General features: G+C 65.1%; 11 protein-coding genes. 8 read left to right on the top strand and 3 right to left on the bottom strand.

Features of this window, described 5'->3' with window-relative positions; genetic code table 11:
* Positions 1 to 28: 28 nt before the first annotated feature.
* On the top strand, positions 29 to 1,291 hold the full coding sequence (locus G5C50_RS29465) for a tetratricopeptide repeat protein (RefSeq protein WP_165074940.1): 1,263 nt from the start codon (positions 29 to 31) through the stop codon (positions 1,289 to 1,291).
* A gap of 265 nt (positions 1,292 to 1,556) precedes the next feature.
* On the opposite strand, the gene G5C50_RS29460 is transcribed toward G5C50_RS29465, so the two are convergent.
* Positions 1,557 to 2,873 carry a UDP-glucose dehydrogenase family protein gene (locus G5C50_RS29460; protein ID WP_165074938.1) on the bottom strand — a complete coding sequence of 439 codons (1,317 nt, stop codon included), beginning with the start codon at positions 2,871 to 2,873 and terminating at the stop codon, positions 1,557 to 1,559.
* 90 nt (positions 2,874 to 2,963) lie between these two features.
* Positions 2,964 to 4,079 (bottom strand): hypothetical protein, encoded by a 1,116-nt coding sequence (locus G5C50_RS29455; RefSeq protein WP_165074936.1) that lies wholly within the window; start codon positions 4,077 to 4,079, stop codon positions 2,964 to 2,966.
* Positions 4,080 to 4,446: 367 nt separating this feature from the next.
* Here G5C50_RS29455 and G5C50_RS29450 point away from each other — a divergent pair, with 367 nt between their 5' ends.
* From G5C50_RS29450 to G5C50_RS29430, 5 genes are all read left to right on the top strand, one after another.
* The gene (locus G5C50_RS29450; protein ID WP_165074934.1) at positions 4,447 to 4,992 is read left to right on the top strand and encodes a hypothetical protein; all 546 of its coding nucleotides are present in this window, start codon (positions 4,447 to 4,449) and stop codon (positions 4,990 to 4,992) included.
* A gap of 275 nt (positions 4,993 to 5,267) precedes the next feature.
* On the top strand, positions 5,268 to 5,441 hold the full coding sequence (locus tag G5C50_RS29445) for a hypothetical protein (RefSeq protein ID WP_165074932.1): 174 nt from the start codon (positions 5,268 to 5,270) through the stop codon (positions 5,439 to 5,441).
* Complete coding sequence (locus G5C50_RS29440; RefSeq protein ID WP_165074930.1) at positions 5,434 to 5,985, top strand: RES family NAD+ phosphorylase; 552 nt, start codon at positions 5,434 to 5,436, stop codon at positions 5,983 to 5,985. Before G5C50_RS29445 ends, G5C50_RS29440 begins: the two co-directional genes overlap by 8 nt.
* Before the next feature lie 273 nt (positions 5,986 to 6,258).
* Entirely contained in the window at positions 6,259 to 8,049 is a 1,791-nt protein-coding gene (locus G5C50_RS29435; RefSeq protein WP_165074928.1) for an aspartate kinase, read from the top strand.
* 106 nt (positions 8,050 to 8,155) lie between these two features.
* Complete coding sequence (locus tag G5C50_RS29430; RefSeq protein WP_165074926.1) at positions 8,156 to 8,389, top strand: type II toxin-antitoxin system Phd/YefM family antitoxin; 234 nt, start codon at positions 8,156 to 8,158, stop codon at positions 8,387 to 8,389.
* An 81-nt stretch (positions 8,390 to 8,470) separates the two neighbouring features.
* Here G5C50_RS29430 and G5C50_RS29425 read toward each other — a convergent pair whose 3' ends face one another.
* On the bottom strand, positions 8,471 to 12,601 hold the full coding sequence (locus G5C50_RS29425; protein WP_165074924.1) for an NACHT domain-containing protein: 4,131 nt from the start codon (positions 12,599 to 12,601) through the stop codon (positions 8,471 to 8,473).
* Between the two features lie 996 nt (positions 12,602 to 13,597).
* Here G5C50_RS29425 and G5C50_RS29420 point away from each other — a divergent pair.
* Positions 13,598 to 15,304 (top strand): ABC-F family ATP-binding cassette domain-containing protein, encoded by a 1,707-nt coding sequence (locus G5C50_RS29420; RefSeq protein ID WP_165074922.1) that lies wholly within the window; start codon positions 13,598 to 13,600, stop codon positions 15,302 to 15,304.
* 101 nt (positions 15,305 to 15,405) lie between these two features.
* Positions 15,406 to 15,699, top strand: a complete 294-nt coding sequence (locus tag G5C50_RS29415) for a hypothetical protein (RefSeq protein ID WP_165074920.1) — start codon at positions 15,406 to 15,408, stop codon at positions 15,697 to 15,699.
* Positions 15,700 to 15,886 lie beyond the last annotated feature (187 nt).

Here is a 15,886-nt window from a genome sequence, read left to right as displayed (position 1 = left end):
CGGCTTGTCCTCAGAGACGTTTTTCCCCATGAGTCGTCGCCGTCCTCCCCGACGAGCTTCCCGGCCGGCGACGGCTGGCCCCCGCGTTCCTGAACCGGCTCGACGCCCCCTCGTCCTGGGGAGGGGTCTGACGGCGGCCGCCGGGGCCGGGGTCGCGGCCGTGGTGCTGGGGCTGGTGGTCTTCGTTGCGACCCGGCCGGAAGCGCCGGCCTCGATCCGGCGGCGGGCGGAGGCGGCCTCCACGCGCAAGGACTGGGGTGAGGCCCTGACGCTCTGGCGACGAGTGAACGCCTCGACGGCGGCCACGGCCTCCACCTGGGCCGAGGAAGGCCGCGCCTGCCTGGCGCTGGGGAGAGCCGCCCAGGGGGAAGAAGCGCTCCGACGGGCGACCGAGCTGGACCCCAGGCCGGAGCGGCCGTGGGTGCTCCGGTTGGAGATGCTGCGGGTCGAGGACCGCTGGCCGGAGATCGAGGCCGTCGGCCGGCAGGCGCTGGAGGGCGTGGCGCCGGAGGGCCGCGCGGCCGTGCTCCGCGAGTTGACCCTCGCGGTGCTGTCCGACCTGCCCGACGACCTGGCGCGGGACACGCTGAAGAAGTGGAGCGCGGCCGACCCGGACGATTACGAGGCCGAGACGGCCCTGCTGCGGAGGATCGCCGCCGATCCTCGTTCCGACGACCTCGATCGTTCGACCCGGCTGGCCCGATTGGAGGCGATCGTCGCCGCGCACCCCGATCGCGCGGGCCCTCGCGAGGCCCTGGCGGGCCTGCTGGCCGACGGCGGCGACGTCGACCGCGGCCGCGCCGTGCTCGACGCATGGCCGGAGTCGGCCCGGGATTCGCGGTACGACCGGCTCCGCGGCCGCTGGGATCTGGATTACGACGGCCGTCCGGCCGAGGCCCTGGAAGCGTTCCGCCGCGCCCTGACGACGGCCCCCCACGACTGGCGGACGCACTACCGGCTGACGCGGGCGCTCACGGCGCTGGGCCGTCGCGACGAGGCCGAGGCCGAAGCGAAGACGACCGCGAGAATTCGAGAGGCGCTCGACCCGATGACGTTCGGCCCGGCGATCGAGGACGCCCTCTCGAAGATCGACCGCCCCGGCGCCCGAGCCATCCTCGCCGACGCCTGCGCTCGTGTCGGCCTCAACCGCCTGGCCGCCGCCTGGCGCGAGCCGCTCCAGCCGACTTCTGAAGCTCCCTCTCCCGCCGGGAGAGGGGCATGGAGCGAGCCGGCCCATAACAGCCTTACCCCGTCCATACAGGGGGAAGGTGGCCGCGAAGCGGCCGGATGAGGGGGGATCGGCGTCGCATCAAGGGCCAGCCGCCGGGGTGCCATGGCCACACTTGTGTGGCCATGCGATCGGCGACGGTCGCGCTGGCTTCCCACACCGGTTCATGGCCACGCTTGCGTGGCCATGGCGCCCGGAGTCGCCTCAACGAGAACCAGCCGCCGGACGTGCATCCGACGGCGGTCGTCCCCCTCATCTGATCGCTTCGCGATCTGTCTTCCCCCGCGAGGGGGGAAGACCGTTCTCGCATTGGCGACGATGGATTTGCTCAGGCCGACTCGGGGACGATGCGGCCGATGCCCTGGTAGGTGAAGCCCATCTCGACCATCCGTTCGGGGTCGAAGACGTTGCGGCCGTCGAAGACGACGGGGCGGCGGAGGAGGCGCTTGATGACCTCGAAGTCGGGGTTGCGGAATTCGTTCCACTCGGTGGCGATCACCAGGGCGTCGGCCCCTTCGATCGCGCCGTAGGGGCGGTCGCAGTAGGTGAGCTTCTCGCCGTAGATCTCGCGGACGTTGGGGATGGCTTCGGGGTCGTGGACGCGGACGTGCGCGCCCTGGGCGAGCAGCGCGTCGATCAGGACGAGGGCCGGGGCCTCGCGGATGTCGTCGGTGCGGGGCTTGAAGGCCAGGCCCCAGACGCCGATCGTCTTGCCGGCGAGGTCCCCCTTGAAGTGCTCGGTGACCTTGCGGACGAGGACCTGCTTCTGGGCCTCGTTCACGTCGTCGACCGACTGCATCATCCGGGGCTCGAGCCCTCGGGACTGGGCCATGTGGATGACCGCGCGGATGTCCTTCGGGAAGCAGCTGCCGCCGTAGCCGACGCCCGGGTGCAGGAAGTGGAAGCCGATCCGCTGGTCGTGGCCGATGCCGCGGCGGACGTCGTTGACGTCGGCCTGGTAGGCCTCGCAGAGGTTGGCCATCTCGTTGATGAAGCTGATCTTGGTGGCCAGCAGGCAGTTGGCCACGTACTTGGTCATCTCGGCGCTTTCGGGCGACATGACCAGGAACGGGCGGTCGGTGCGGAGGAACGGCGCGTAGAGTTCGTGAAGTTTCTCGGCGACTTCCTCGCGGCGGACGCCCACGACGACGCGGTCGGGCTTGTTGAAGTCGTCGATCGCCGCCCCTTCCTTGAGGAACTCGGGGTTGTTGGCGACGTCGAACGGGGCCTTGGCGACTTCCTTCATCAGCCGGGTCAGCTCGGCGTTGGTGCCGACCGGGACGGTGCTCTTGATGACGATCGTCTTGGGCCCGTTGAGGTTCTCAGCGATCTGACGGCCGACGGCCCAGACGCCTGAGAGATCCGCGCCGCCGTCGTCTCCCTGGGGTGTTCCCACGGCGATGAAAACGATCTCGGCGTCGGCGATGCCGGGGCCCAGCTCGGTGGTGAACTTCAGCCGGCCGTCGCGGTAGTTGCGATGGACCAGCTCGGACAGGCCGGGCTCGTAGATGGGGATCTTCCCCTGCTTGAGGCCCTCGACCTTGGCGGCGACCTTGTCGACGCAGACGACGTCGTTGCCGCTCTCGGCCAGGCAGGTCCCCTGCACCAGTCCGACGTACCCCGTACCGATGACTGCGATCTTCACGTTGCGGTTCCTCAAGAAGCCTCGGCCCGGGAGGCCGGATCTCTGCGACGGCTGGGGAGAGCCGTCGCGGTCGTCCCCGTCGCGGTCGTTCTATTTGTAGGCCGCATTATCGGAAACGGCCTTGGCTTCGGCAAGGCCGGCCGTCGCGAAGGGCCTCATCGGTCGGCCGATCGCCGCGTGACGAGCGGGGACGCGGACGCGAGCCGACTCGGCCCGCAGGCACTTCCAACGGTGGATTTCGCCGCGGAGTTTGCGGGACACCTTATGGACCAGCAAAGAGGGGGTCGCGGGGGGGGCCTTGCGGTCGATCGGGCCGTGTTCATGGAGCCATTCGTAGTGCTCGGGCCGCTCGCGACGGAAGCGCTCCATCAGTCGGGGCCAGTGCGTCGGGCTCATCGAGGCGCTGTAGTGGATCAGGTGGGAGTCCGCGATCGACGGCGAGCCGGCCAGGTCGATCTGGGCGGGGAAGACCATGTGATGGTCGGCCACCGACAACTCGCGGAACCGCAGGCGTCGGCCGACGGCGGTGAGCATCACCGCCGCCTGCTCGTTGAAGTAGTAGTTGCCCCCCTCCAGGGTGACTCCCCGCTCGATCAGGACGTCGACGTGGCCGGCATAGGTCGTCGCGAAGCCCATGCCGTTGCGGAACGCGTAGACCCCGGCGTTGAGGTGCATCCGCTGGGCCCGGAACGGGGCCGAGGCCGGCAGCCGGGGGATCTCCCGCCAGGGCACGCCCACCGCATCGCAACTCCAGCGCATCGTTCGGGCGAACGGGCCGTCATCCTCGGACTCGTTCGGCGGCAGCGTCTCGCGACGGGCCGCGAACTCCTCTCCCGGAAACAGGCCCAGACCCTCGGGGGGGCTGAGGAATAGGACGTCGCTGTCCAGCCAGACGATCGCCGGCGTCTCGGCGACCTCCTCGGCGACAAGCACCCCCACGACCTTGTTGTTGAAGTTGTACCAGGGACGGTGGTTGAACGCCGAGCCGTCGATCACCTCGACGTTCAACTCCTCCAAGGCCGCGATCGACTTGCGACTCGGCCCCGTCCCCTTGCGTGGAACGACCGCCAGAACACGAGACTCGCCCAGCCGCCCTCCCCATTTCCTCAGCGATTTCACCATCAACAACGCCTCGGCTTCCAGCCAGCCGGCCTCAATGCAGAATACGATCGTCGCTGGTTCCAGGGCGTCTCTCGCTTCGAACATGCTCGCGTCTCCTCTTCCGGTCGGGATTCGTCGCAGGCGGCTCGCAGGGGCGGCGACCGTCGGACGTCCCCCCGACACAATTACCGGCCGAGCCGATGAAACCGACCGGGCCGGTTGCATCGAATCGACCGCGCGTTCGGCGAGATGCACAGAGACGCGCCGGGCGTCGCATCCGGGGGGCGGACGTCGTCTACAGGCAACGCTGCGTCCGCTCGACCGCCTCGACCCGGCGCTTTGTCATGACGCGGCCGGCTTCCGGCTTGATCGTTGCGGACCGGCATCGACAAGTGTAAGATCGGGGCGCCTGCGGTCGTCGTCGAAGCGACGCGACGGCGGTCGCCACCAACACGACGCGGCGAGCCCTTTTATGACCGAACCCCATCGCAGGGCCGCGACGATCGTCGACCTCATGATCCTGGTCGCGGGGGCGGCTTTCGCGTTCGCCTTCTGGCGGACCGTCGCCTCCATGGCGATCTGGCGGCAGGTCCCCGATTCGCTTCAGAGGTATTACTTCCAGGCGCTGGGGACCGTCGCGCTGCTGGCGCCCCTGTCGCTGACCTTGCTGGCGATCGCCCTGCTCCGGGCCGGTCGGCCGCTGCGCGGGGTTCTCGCTGACCCGGCGGGGGTGGTTGGAGCGGCGACTCTCCTCGTCCTGATCGCCGACACGGCGGTCCTCTTGGCGATCTGGCTCGCGACGGGGTGGACGCTGGCCCAGTTCACCGACGGCAAGGTTCTCTACTACTGCCGCCTGCTGGCCGAGCAGACCGGGATGGCGATCGCCGCGGCGGCCGTCCTCCGAGCGGCGAGCCCCCGCCCCGCCCGACCGCTCGACTGGGTCGACCTCTTCGCCTGGGCGTTAGCCGCCGCCTGGATCCTGCTGGCCCTCGCCTCGGCGGCCTTCACGTTGTTGTGAGTGGGTCGCGCTCAACAATCGTCTCGACGAGACTATAATGCGATGAGGGCGAATCAACCGGAGCCTCTTTCAGGGTGAGCGGCTGGGCCTCTCTCTTCGGGCCCGAGAACCTCCGGCGTCAATCGGTGGAGGCCATGAATATGGCGGCAAGATCGGGATCGAAGAAGGGGAGCGGCCCCGGCACGTCCCTTGACCCTAAAGCATCGTCGTCGCTCGTCGATGTACGACGGAAACGCGGCGACGGTTGCTCGACACCCCCGGATTCCCTTGCGCAGGTGCTAGCGATTCTGATCGAGCATCTGGGCTCTCAAGAAGCCGCCGACGCCTGGTTGGATTCTCCGGATACGGGATACCCCACAACGGCGCGCGACGCGATCCTCGCCAGCCGGGGGGAGTTCGTTCTGCAGGACCTGGAGTCTCAGTGGGGGCCGAACCCGAACTATGCTTGACCGCTTGTCGCTCGACGTCGAGCTGCGAGCCCTACGACGCGAGAACGTCTTCAGCCCGATCGACTCTTTCGGATTTCGGTCGATCGCCTTGCGGCATTTCCTGCATCCCGAGAAACCGTCTCCGCTTCATGCTTCCCCCTCGAGGTTGATCGGCTCTCGGTTCGTTTCGCCAGGCCGGACGCATCGCGCACTTTACGTCGCCCTCGACGCCGAGACTGCTCATCGAGAGGGCAATCAGCCCTTCTACACCGTGCGGGCTTCGGGCGTCCCTCCCGCGAAGCTGACGCCGCCCGACGAGGTGGTGGTGATCGGCGTCCACATTCGGGTCGGGCTGATGCTGGATCTCAGGTCGGCAGAGGTTCAGGGCCGACTCGGAACCTCCGCCGAAGAACTCGCGGGGAAGTGGAAGCTCATCCCGGATGCGCCGACCCAGGTGTTCGGAGACCAACTGTATCAGGCCGGCGGCTTCGAGGGGCTCATCGATGAGTCGGTGCGGAATCCCGGCGGAATCTGCCTGTTGGTTTTCCCCGAATCGGTTGGGTGAGGGGGCGTTCGTGATCTTCCGATCACGGACCCCCGGCGTGCCCGACGCCAGCCTGGAGGGGCGACGTCGACGACGCGGCCCCTGAAATCCGACATCGCGTCTTCTCGACCAGATTCGACGACAGGCCGCATCTCGCCGACGTGGGTGATGCCTCGCGGGCGGTGAGGCCTGCCGCTAGAATAGTAGCCTTTCAACGACGCGGAGGCCGCGAGCCGGTCCTTTTCCGCGCATGCAAGATGTGATGTGGCGAAGCGAGAGAGACGGGAGTCGGCCGTGGCATTGCTCGTGCAGAAGTTCGGCGGCACCAGCGTCGCCGATTCCAATAAGATCCTGGCCGCCGCCCGGCGGGCGATTCAGGCTCACAAGCGGGGGGACCAGGTTCTGGTCGTCGTCTCGGCCCGGGGGCACACCACCGATGAACTGGTGGCCCTGGCTCGCGAGATCAACGACCGGCCCCCGGCCCGCGAGATGGACATGCTCCTCTCCACGGGCGAGCAGGTGAGCGTGGCCCTCATGGCCATGGCCGTCGAGGCTCTGGGCGTCCCCGCCATCAGCTTCACCGGCGCCCAGATCGGCCTGGTGACGGACAGCTTCCACACCAAGGCCCGGATCCGCAACATCTCGACCGACCGCATGCAGGCGGCGCTCGACGAGGGGCGGATCGTGATCGTCGCCGGCTTCCAGGGGGTCGACGAGAACTACAACATCACGACCCTGGGCCGCGGCGGGTCCGACACCACGGCCGTCGCGCTGGCCGCCGTGCTGGGGGCCTCGGCCTGCGAGATCTACACGGACGTCGACGGCGTCTACACGACGGACCCCCGGATCGTCCCCGAGGCTCGCAAGATCGACCGCATCAGCTATGACGAGATGCTGGAGCTGGCCAGCCTGGGCGCGGGCGTGATGCACTCGCGGTCGATCGAGTTCGCCAAGAAGTACGGCGTGCCGATCCACGTCCGCAGCAGCTTCTCCGACGCGGCGGGGACCTGGATCGTCGCCGAGTCCGACGCCCGCCGACTGGGCGTCCCGGTCACCGGCGCGGCGCTGGCGAAGGACGAGGCCCGGATCACCATCCAGGGCGTCCCCGACCGGCCGGGCGTGGTCCACCGGATCTTCCACACGATCTCCAAGGCGGCGATCGTCGTGGACATGATCGTGCAGAACGTGGCCGTGGAGGGGAAGGCGGAGATCAGCTTCACGGTCGCGAAGGGGGACCTGCCGGAGACCCTCTCCGCCGCCGAGAGCGCCGCGCAGGCGGTGGGCGCGGCGTCCGTGCAGCATGACGCGGAGGTCGCCAAGGTCTCGGTGGTCGGCCAGGGGATGCGGACCCACACCGGCGTCGCCACGACGATGTTCGAGGCCCTCGCCAACGAGGGGATCAACATCCAGATGATCACCACCAGCGAGATCAAGATCAGCGTGCTGGTCGAGCGTACCAAGGCCCCCGCGGCGCTCCGGGCGGTGCACAAGGCATTCCTGCTGGAACAGGTCCACGCCGAAGCCCCGCAGCCGTTCTACCCCACCCCGGCCGGCAAGCGGCCGATGAAGCTGGTCCCGCTGGTGGCCTCCGACGCCGACCCCGACCTGCCCCAGGGCATGGAAGACCTCGTCATCGCGGGCGTCGACCTGGACGAGGCCCAGGCGAACGTGGCCCTCTTCGGCGTCCCCGACGCGCCCGGCTACGCGGCGAAGGTCTTCCGGGCCATCGGCGACGCCGGGGTGTTCGTGGACATGATCGTGCAGAACGTGAGCCTGTCGGGCCTGACCGACCTGTCGTTCACCGTCCCCCGCGACTCCGCCGACCGCGCCGCCGAGGCCGTTCGTCCGTTCGGCGGCGGCAAGGTGGTCATCGAACCCGACCTGGCCAAGCTGGCGGTCTCGGGCGTGGGCATGCGGACCCACACCGGCGTCGCCACCGCCATGTTCCGCGCCCTGGCCGACGCCTCCATCAACATCAAGCTCATCAACACCAGCGAAGTCCGCATCAACGTCGGCGCCGACGCCGCCAACGGCCAACTCGCGCTGGCGAGCCTCCGCAAGGCGTTCTCGCTGGACGAGGGGTGAGACGGTCGGGATTCCTCCGTCGGACCAGGCGTCGTCGGCGTATCATGGAGACCGGAGTCGATCCCTCCGTCATCGACTCCGGTCCCCTGTACCGAGGGAGTCCGCCGTGAGCACGATCTCCGTTCAGGAAGCGCAGGCGAGGCTGTCGGAGTTGATCCGTCAGCTCTCCCCGGGCGAGGAGGTCGTCATCACCGAAGGCGACCGCCCCGTCGCCCGCCTGATCCCAACGCCCTCACTGGAGCGAAAGCCGCCTCGGCTGGGCACGCTCCGAGGCACGGTCCTGCACATGGCGCCTGATTTCGACGCGCCGCTCGACGATCCCCGGGAATACATGGAGTGAAGCTCCTCCTCGACACCCACGTCCTGATCTGGGCCGCTGAGGAACCGGAGAAGCACGGAGCGAACGCGGTCCCGAATCTGATTACCGGAGCGAGGCGTCGATAACGATGGCCTCGATTCTGGTGCCGGGGAATTCCTGAGTCACCTTCGTGACCTGCTCGCGAAGGTGCTCTCTCGCCTTCTCAATACTGGCCCACACAGGCTTGTGGCTTGCCGGCAGGTCTGGCGCGTCGAACCAAACGACCACGAAGACGCCGGCGTCCGTGCCGAGTTTGCTCATGTATCGGCCGTGAAGCTGATCGGTGAGCCCTGTGGTTTTGGCTTCGCGATTGTCCGATCGCTTGACCTCTATAGGTATCACAATGTCCTGATCCGGGACGCGAACGATGATATCACCCCTCGATCCGGGTTCGCCGTCGCTGGACGTCGGAACGAGGCGACGGGAGATCTGGATCTCGCGATCCGCTGCAACAGCGTAATCCTTGAAGTAGCGACGGATTGCAACGCACAGTTTATCGGAGGCCTGTTCTTCGGGCTTCGGTGTTGGTGCTTGACCTGTCGCCGTGTTCCAAAGGTCCTCAAGAGAGGACGGGCTCTCGTGCCGCAAGCTAGTCTCGAACCGTTCAACCGCGGCGATAATCCCATCGATGGCGTCCGACTTCGATTGAATCAAGCGTTTGTCGCTGTCCAGCAGAATTTGGGCGACGGCTTGTGGACGGATCGGCTTCCAATCGGATCGCCGATAGGCTCGTTCGGCGGTCGACCGTGGCCTACGCAGCCACGGATACCTTGACCCGAACCTCGATTCCAATTTTCGGATCGCGGTTACGGCCGATGCCGTATTTCGGGCGCCAAGGCTCGAGATCAGAGCCTCTCGCAATCTGACGGCTGAATCAACTTCCGTCAGAAAGTAGGCTCCGTCGTGCACTGGATCCGACTCGGGAGGGAAGTGATCGATAAGCCTCGCGATGAGCTCTCCTGTCTGCTCATCCGTGACTGCGTCGAATTCCGGGGTCGCCCTGCCTGGGCGGCTGCCGCCCCACCAGAGAGAGGCATAGTAGCCGAGGGGCGATTTCACGAGATCGGGATACTCCCTGAAGAAGACGAGCACGACGTCCCATGCGGTGGAAGTTGTCTCGTTTAGGAGCACGGAGGCGATGGTCGCGACCACGTTTGGTGGGAACTGCGACGCTCTGTGCAGGATGGATGCGCAACAGGCCAGGGTCTCTGCGTACATCCGACCTAGAAGAAACCGCACGACGTTTCGCAGGCTGTCTTGTCGAATCGACGCGTCGGCCAGGGCATTTAGGAGGAGAGCATCGAGGTCGGGGTCTGGAATGCCTTCGTAAAGCTCCAGGATCTCCAAGAAATGGTCGCCCGACCTGGGAACGTCCGATTTCAGAAGTGCGGTAACGGCTCCTTTGATCGAACCGCCAGTCCGTTCGTGTATCTTCTTGAAGAGGAGGTGTTTGGGTTCCTTCGGCTCTCCAACGAGGTGGAGATTTATCCCTCTCAATAGATACCAGGACCAGAATTCCCACCACTCCGATGGCTGCTTATCCAACCAGACCGGGTCAACCTTCAGGAGAAGCCAGACCGCGCACATGTGTCCGTGGAGTGTCTGATCGAACGGAAGCGATCGAATCGCTTTCGGGGCGTCTGTCGGTTCCGTGAGGATACGGCGGCCGGCTTCCACGATCCTGCTGCGGACTTCGAGGCTCGCCGCTATCCAACCGGGCATACGGGTTGGAAAACGCTCAAACTCGTTGCGGTCAGCCCCTGTAGTTTGTTTTAAATCGTTGCAGAGTTTGAAGAAGAAGTTTGGATGTTGGGCTTCCGCGAGCTCCAGTGTTTGCAGAACCTGTTCTGCGGGATTTGTGTCACCGCTTGATTCGGCTTCGATCCTGCGTTGCACTAAGGACCTGTGTTTCTCCAGGGAATGGTAATGTCTCAATGTATCCGCCAAATCACTTTCGAGTTTGACGCACAAGTGATATTTGAGAATCGACCGAACTGGCTCCATCTCACGAAATCGCAGCCAAGCCTCCACAGAGTCAAAGTCGTAGCGGAAATTCAAGCTCGCGATTGTCGCCAGGTTTTCCCGCTCGTTTTGCCCTCTCGTCGAGTCGACTGCGTTCTCGAGCAGCCAGCAAAAATCCTCAGCTTGCACGAGGCCTGGAGTCGTTACCGTGACCGTCTTGATCACGTCATCGCCATCAGCCCTAGCCGCGAGGTGTTGGATGAGGAGATGTCGAGTCTCGGAATTGGCTGCCTGTAACGGTGCTACCTCCGGCACTTGGCGATTGCGGTATGACTGGATTGGATCGAATGGAGAGTCGGAGTGAATTCGTGCCGCTTCGAGGAGTAGTTCCGCTAGGGCGTCACCAATCTCCACATCGCCAATCTCGGCCAATGCGCCGCGTGCGATTCGCTGCACAATGAGGTTGGTCGGTGCCGTGGCATTATTTGGGTTCAGAACGGATTTGGCCCATTTGAGTCCAGCAAGGCGACATCCCGCGGCATCAAACCCTTCGGTTCCCAACTGATAGAGGAAGGAGCCGTAGTCTCCGAGCCTCATCGTCTTGCTCCACGGGCTCAGGGCTGAGAATAGCTCTGAGGAGGAGAGTCTATCGGGCCAGCAACATCGAAGCGCGATCCCCTTGAGGTCCTCGTGCTCGTCCTCAGGAGAACCTGTAATCAAGGGGCGAAGCCGTGCTCTGACCTCAGGGGTGCCTCGACGTTGAAGAACGCCGCCGGCAGTCACCCTTGAGCCAATGGGTGCCGATGGATCGAGGGTCAGATCTGCCAAATGCTGATGGAGAGATGTGATGCCGCAGTTCTCGATGAGCTTGATGGTGAATTCCAGAACGTCTTCGCACAGAGGAACTCGCTCGCTCAATACCGGCCGCAGATCCTCTTCGATGCCGGTGTACTTGAGCCCGTCCGTGGGCAGTTGATCCCGGTACATCTGGGCATCGGTTAGTTCGTGAGACCGGAAAAGCTCGATCAGTCGCAGGGTGGCACGGCGACGAAGTGTGTCGTCGGCCACATCCGAACGTCCTATGATCTCCGGGTCGTTTTCGGCGACCCAGCGGGCGAGTGCGAGGTCCGGATTTCTGATCGCGGCGAACGCCGCCGTCTCCAGGAGCGGTTTGGCGACACCTGACTGCCACCCCTGACCGGAGGCTAAGAGGGGACGCGATTGATGGAGCGGTAGCGAGCCGATCCTGCGTCCGGCCAGATATTCTGCGATCTGTCGATGGACGAAGCGGAATCGCCTTGGCTCGTCTCCCTCGCAGAGTCCGCTTCGACCTATGGCCTTGAGAATCTCACGGTCGAGCGGGCGGTCCGCGCTCGGGAGTCGTCCCAATTCCATGCTGCCGAGGCTGCCCTCAAGGGGATCGTCACTCAGGTCGATTGCTTCGCAGCCGGATAGGATGACGAAGCAGGCGAGCCTTTCGGCGGCTTCGATGAGTTGAGACTCATTCCAGGGACCTGCAGTTCCCTCATCATGTCGCTCGGCTCGCTCGCCAGCGAGGAGATTCACCGCCTCATCAAAGAGATCCCATCGACTCGACGGGAGGCGATTCCCTCTCCGGTAAATCTTGAAGAGCATCCTGAGGGTCAGTGGTTGCTGAGCCAGAAAGCTCGTATTCGATCGCCGAATTTCTTCGAGAAACGAGTCGCCCTCAAATCCCTCGGCACTCGCGATCAGCCCGATTTCAGTCGGGTCAAGGGGCTGGAGAGATGCGACCTTTACGCACCCGTCTGGGTAGGCGGCTGCCAGTGCCTCCTTGATCGATTCCGGCCACTCCGCGGAGCGACAAGAGATCCTCAACCACGGCTGCTTGACGCTCAAGTCGTCTCGAATCCAGCCGGCTAATACCCGGGCGATTGAACGGCCACGGACGAGCGCCTCATCGAGGGCGTCGAGATAGAGGACTGCGTCGTCGTCGAGATTTCGGCTGAGGTTCTTCAATTCCGATTCGAGCCTGTCCGCGGTGGCTCCCATTGCGGCCAGGCGTTCAAAGGAGATGGGGCGGACCTTCTCCTCCCGGATCTTGAGACGTTGCATCTCGAAGGTTTTGCCCATGCCCGCTGCACCGAGCAGGCAACAGACTCGCTCGTCGACGAGTTGATACGTCCTTAGGACCTCTGGATGCGGCTCCGTAGAACGAATGCTCCAGGATCGTTGAATTGGCCACTCGTTCATCGAAGGCTTGTTCTCTCGACCGACGCCATCGGCGATGTAGCAACTCTCTCAAGCATTGTAACCGAGGTCGGCAGAATAGCCCGTGAGGCATCAGTCGGCACGAATCGAGGTAGTCTGTGGTGGTGCCCGTTAACCCTCTTGGAGACCTGCATCGGTGGGAGCCGCGAATCCGCGCCGTGGTCGGCGCTCCTGGGTCGGACCGCCGAGTCCTTGGTCGACACAGTACCCGCCCCAAAATCCTTCGCGGCCGGATCAGAAATGGCGAGTTGGGGGTAACATCTTGGTGGGAAGAGCCTCCGTGTGGATTCTTTGGCATCTCGGTTGGATTGTGGGGAGCGTCATGCCCAGGCGCGGTGTGACTGCGACGGATGGCTTCGACCGCTGAATCGGAGAAGTCGACGAACGAAGCCGTCGGCAGTATTGCCGTAAGTGGATTTCAGTTTGTGAGTTATGTCCGCCGCCGGGGTTCGGTTCGGGGGCGAGCGAACCCAATGTCGAAGCCAATCGGGAGGTGAGCGGAGAGGGGTTGAGGATCCATGGGAGGCTGAATCGCTGGCACCGGATCGGCGTGGAAATCTCCTGACGAAGCGCGCGAACGAACCGGCGGTGGCGTCTGGCGTAACAGGTTTTGGTGAAGGAGTTTGCGTTGGGAAAACGGGGTTTCGATCGGAGCGAACGGACCCAAAATCGAAACCGGCGATGCGTCCGGGGGTCGCGGATCGCCCCGGGGGGCGCGGCCGAAAGGTGAAGATGCGTCGAGTTCGATGTCCTGGGTTCGAGTCGATGCCTCGCCTCTGGGGATGCCGTCGGTTTCGGCATGTCACTCTCGCGGGCTTCCCTTGCCGGATGTCGTAGATTTCGGTTAGCCTTCTTAGCTTTCCTTCGACTCTCCCTGCCTGATTGATTGACTTCGACGACGGGCCCGGCCGGACTTGGATTCGGCGTTTCGGCTCATCGTCTCTTCCCGCCCGGTCCGAACCGCGAGACGAATCCCCGATGATCCGTTTGGTCAACGCCCATAAGAAGTTCGGCAATCAGACGATCTACGACGGCGTCGACGCGTCGATCGTCCGCGGCGAGCGGATTGGTCTGCTCGGGAAGAACGGCGCGGGGAAGTCGACGCTGTTCAAGGTGTTGATGGGGCAGGAGTCGCTGGACACCGGCGACCTGCTCCGCGACCGCAAGGTCTCGATCGGCTACCTCTCGCAGGAGATCCACCCGCTCCGCGAGGGGACCGTCTTCGAGAACATGCTGAACCACCTCGGCCCCTGGACCGAGGCCGACGTCCGGCTCAAGGCCGTCATGAAGGGGCTGGAAGACGGCGACCCGGACGCCCTGGACGGCTATGACGACGCCATGGAAGCGTTCGTCGCCGCCGGCGGCTATGAGATGGAGGCCCGCGCCAAGGCGATCCTGCTGGGCCTGGGCTTCTCGGTCGCCCAGCTCGACGCGCCGGTGGCCACGCTCTCGGGCGGTTGGGCGATGCGGTTGGCGCTTGGCGGGCTGCTCGCCTTCGACCACGACCTGCTGCTCCTGGACGAGCCCACCAACCACCTGGACCTGCTCAGCGTCAAGTGGTTCGAGGAGTTCCTCCGCTCCTACCCCGGCGCGATCCTGATCACCTGCCACGACCGCGACTTCCTCGACCGCGTCATCACCAAGACGTTCGAGCTGGAGCTGGGCCAGCTTTACACGTACACCGGCAACTACTCGGCTTACCTCCCCCAGAGGGACCATCGGCTGGCGGTTCATCAGGCGTCGTTCGATACGCAGCAGAAGAAGCTCCGCCAGATGCAGGACTTCGTCGACCGCAACCGCGCCAACGCGGCGACCGCCGCGCGGGCCCAGAGCCGTCTGAAGGCCATGGACAAGGTGGAGCGGATCGACGCCCCTCGGTCCGACAACGCCTCCGTCCGGATCCGCCTGCCGGAGCCGCCCCGGAGCGGCCATGTGGTCGCCAAGTTCGCCGACGTCGGCTTCGCCTATGGCTCCAAGGTGGTCTATGACGGCCTCGACCTGGAGATCGAGCGGGGCGACAAGGTGGTGCTGGTCGGCCCCAACGGCGCGGGCAAGACGACGCTCATGAAGCTGCTGGCGGGGGTCAACACGGCGACGAAGGGGGAGGTGGCGTTCGGCAGCAACGTCTTCGCCACGTATTTCGCCCAGCACCGGGTCGAGGCGCTGGCCATGAAGGCCACCGTGATCGCCAACCTGCGGGACGTCCACCCCGGCGCCAGCGAGGGCGCGCTCCGGCAGATGCTGGGCGCCTTCCTCTTCTCGGGCGACTCCGTCGAGAAGCCCGTGGGGGCGCTCTCCGGCGGCGAGAAGACCCGCCTCTGCCTGGCGAAGATCCTCACCGTCGCCCACAACTTCATCATGATGGACGAGCCCACGAACCACCTCGACATCGCCAGCCGCGACGTGCTGGAAGAGGCTCTGAACGACTACACGGGCTCGCTCTGCTTCATCTCGCACGACGAGCACTTCATCCGCGCCGTGGCGAACAAGGTGATCGAGGTCGAGGCGGGCAAGCTGACGGTCTACCCCTGCAGCTACGACGACTACCTCTACGCCCGCCTCAAGCGCCAGGACGCCGACAGCCCCTTCGCCGTCCTCACCCGCCGGGTCAAGCCCAAGCAGGAAGACTCCCCCAACGGCGGCGCCAAGCCCGGCTCGGGCCGCAAGGCGTCCTCAGTGTCCTGAATCGGGGGCTCCGCGAGAGGACTCCCGGACGGCCGAGCGTCGACGGAGGCCGGACTGCCCCGGCCGGACGGCGAGAGGGGATAGCTCTGTGGAGGCGCCTCGTGAAAGACGCTCCTGAATTCACTGATGGGGAGAAGGTCATCCTGTTCACGTCGATCGACCGACGCCACCGGCCTACTGGCAATTGCCGCCAGGTGGTGGCCGGCGTTCTTCAGGGACCGGCGGCCGGGCTTATGATCTGCCAATACGAGGGGGAAAAGGGCTATTACCTGTTCGGGTGTGACGCGAATTGGTGCGCCATCACGGACACGTATCATCAGTCGATCGAAGAGGCCATGAGCCAGGCCGAATTCGAGTACGAAGGCGTCACGGAGACCTGGCGGCGTCACGCTTGACGTACTGATCGGGGAAACCTATGAAGTCCCGTAGCTCTACCGCCCCGGATTGGCCGACGCGTATGGCTGCAACCTCATGGGCCCCTGACGCTTACAGGTGAATCGGCCCTGGAGTGGCAGGCTGGATCGGGACCCAGCTTTGAGAAGGCGACGGCTCGCGGCAACTGGGGCCAGACTCAGCCTACAG

Source organism: Paludisphaera rhizosphaerae, assembly GCF_011065895.1.
GTDB lineage: Bacteria > Planctomycetota > Planctomycetia > Isosphaerales > Isosphaeraceae > Paludisphaera > Paludisphaera rhizosphaerae.
Note: the sequence above shows the minus strand (reverse complement) of the source record. Positions and strands in the feature narration are given on the sequence as shown.

Coding starts and splice junctions, on each gene's coding strand:
- G5C50_RS29465 (WP_165074940.1), top strand. CDS start 29: ATGAGTCGTCGCCGTCCTCCCCGACGAGCTTCCCGGCCGGCGACGGCT.
- G5C50_RS29455 (WP_165074936.1), bottom strand. CDS start 4,079: ATGTTCGAAGCGAGAGACGCCCTGGAACCAGCGACGATCGTATTCTGC.
- G5C50_RS29450 (WP_165074934.1), top strand. CDS start 4,447: ATGACCGAACCCCATCGCAGGGCCGCGACGATCGTCGACCTCATGATC.
- G5C50_RS29440 (WP_165074930.1), top strand. CDS start 5,434: ATGCTTGACCGCTTGTCGCTCGACGTCGAGCTGCGAGCCCTACGACGC.
- G5C50_RS29425 (WP_165074924.1), bottom strand. CDS start 12,601: ATGAACGAGTGGCCAATTCAACGATCCTGGAGCATTCGTTCTACGGAG.
- G5C50_RS29420 (WP_165074922.1), top strand. CDS start 13,598: ATGATCCGTTTGGTCAACGCCCATAAGAAGTTCGGCAATCAGACGATC.